At 66.1% G+C, this 1,741-nt stretch carries 2 protein-coding genes; both read left to right on the plus strand.

Going from position 1 to position 1,741, the window contains the following annotated elements; genetic code table 11:
- Window positions 1–20 precede the first annotated feature (20 nt).
- Window positions 21–1,037 carry a protein-methionine-sulfoxide reductase catalytic subunit MsrP gene (msrP, locus tag BIS11_RS16670; protein WP_253424900.1) on the plus strand — a complete coding sequence of 339 codons (1,017 nt, stop codon included), beginning with the start codon at window positions 21–23 and terminating at the stop codon, window positions 1,035–1,037.
- Between the two features lie 27 nt (window positions 1,038–1,064).
- Complete coding sequence (gene msrQ, locus BIS11_RS16675; protein WP_253424903.1) at window positions 1,065–1,682, plus strand: protein-methionine-sulfoxide reductase heme-binding subunit MsrQ; 618 nt, start codon at window positions 1,065–1,067, stop codon at window positions 1,680–1,682.
- The last annotated feature ends 59 nt before the right edge of the window (window positions 1,683–1,741 follow it).

A 1,741-nucleotide genomic window follows, 5' to 3' on the forward strand; every position in this document is an offset into this window, starting at 1 on the left:
CGTCGTCAGGGAGAGAGACCATGCTGATCAAGATCGCCAAACCCAGCGACCTGCGTGAATCCGACGTGACGCCGGAGTCTGTTTATCTTAGCCGCCGCCGCTTTCTGGGCGGCGTGGCCGGCGTCGGCGCCGGGCTCATGCTCTCCGGGCGCGTCAAGGCAAGCGAAGACTACAGCGATGTGCCCAGCGGCAACGCGCCGGCCTGGCTCGACGACAAGATCCGCCAGACTCAGTGGCGCGCCGTGACCCCGGCAGACCCGGAGAAGGACACCCTGGCGCCCTTCGAGGATGCCAGCGGCTACAACAACTTCTACGAGTTCGGCACCGGCAAGAGCGACCCGGCCAAGCGCGCGGGCAGCCTACAGACCGAGCCTTGGAGCGTGGTGGTCGATGGCGAGGTGAACAACGGCGGGCGCTTTACCCTCGAGGATTTCGCCAGCCCCTCGCAGTTCGAGGAGCGCATCTACCGGCTGCGCTGCGTCGAGGCGTGGTCGATGGTGATCCCCTGGCTCGGCATACCGCTAGGTGAGGTCATCCGCCGCGCCGACCCGACCAGCAAGGCCAAGTACGTGCGCTTCGAGACCCTGGTCGACCCGGAGCAGATGCCCGGTCAGCGCTCGTCCTTTGCGCTGATCGACTGGCCCTACGTCGAAGGGCTGCGCCTGGACGAGGCGATGCACCCGCTGACGCTTCTGGCGCTCGGCATGTACGGGCGCGAGCTGCCCAACCAGAACGGCGCGCCGCTGCGCCTGGTGGTGCCCTGGAAGTACGGCTTCAAGAGCATCAAGTCGATCGTGCGCATCTCGCTGGTCGAGGAGCAGCCGGTCAACTCCTGGCAGTTGCTCGCCCCCGACGAATACGGCTTCTATGCCAATGTGAACCCGGACGTGGACCACCCGCGCTGGAGCCAGGCCACCGAGCGGCGCCTGCCCAACAGCCTGTTCAGCCCCAACAACATCGATACCCGCATGTTCAACGGCTACGCTGACGAGGTCGCCGAGCTCTACGCCGGCATGGATCTCGCCGTCAACTATTAACCGCATCGACGACCCGGGCAGGTAACCATGGCAAAGCAGCAAGCCTGGTGGCGGCTGTGGCGCGTGGCGGTCTTTCTGGCCGCTCTCGCCCCGCTCGTCTACTGGAGTTTTCAGGTCTACCAGAACGCCGCAGGCCCGGAGCCTGGGCGCTATCTGCTCCTGAACATCGGCATCGGCGGGCTGTGGCTGATGCTCTTGACGCTGTCCCTCACGCCGCTTTCCAGGCTCACCCGCTGGAAGGGCTTCGCGCTGATTCGCCGCCAGCTCGGGCTGTGGACGCTGGCCTACGCGGTGCTGCACCTTTGTTGCTACGCGCTGTTCATTCTGGGGCTCGACTGGGCGCTTCTGGGCGCCGAGATCGTCAAGCGGCCCTACATCATCGTCGGCATGCTCGCGCTGATCGGGCTGATCCTGCTCGGCGCCACCTCCAACCGCGCCGCCATGCGCCGGCTCGGCAAGCGCTGGAAGAGCCTGCACAGGCTTGCCTACCCGATCCTCGCGCTGATTCTTCTGCACTTTTTCTGGGTGGTGCGCGCTGACATGGCCGAGTGGGCCGGATACGCCGCAGTAGGCGCCCTGCTGCTCGCGCTTCGCCTGCCGCCCATTGCGCGGGCGCTGCCCAGAATACGTCAGCGGTTCAGTTAACCGGCGGCTCCCTGCGGTGCAGTGCTTCGCTGAATGCAGCAGCGAGGATACCGGTGGGC

It is taken from the genome of Halomonas sp. 707D4, assembly GCF_024158685.1.
Classification (GTDB): domain Bacteria; phylum Pseudomonadota; class Gammaproteobacteria; order Pseudomonadales; family Halomonadaceae; genus Vreelandella.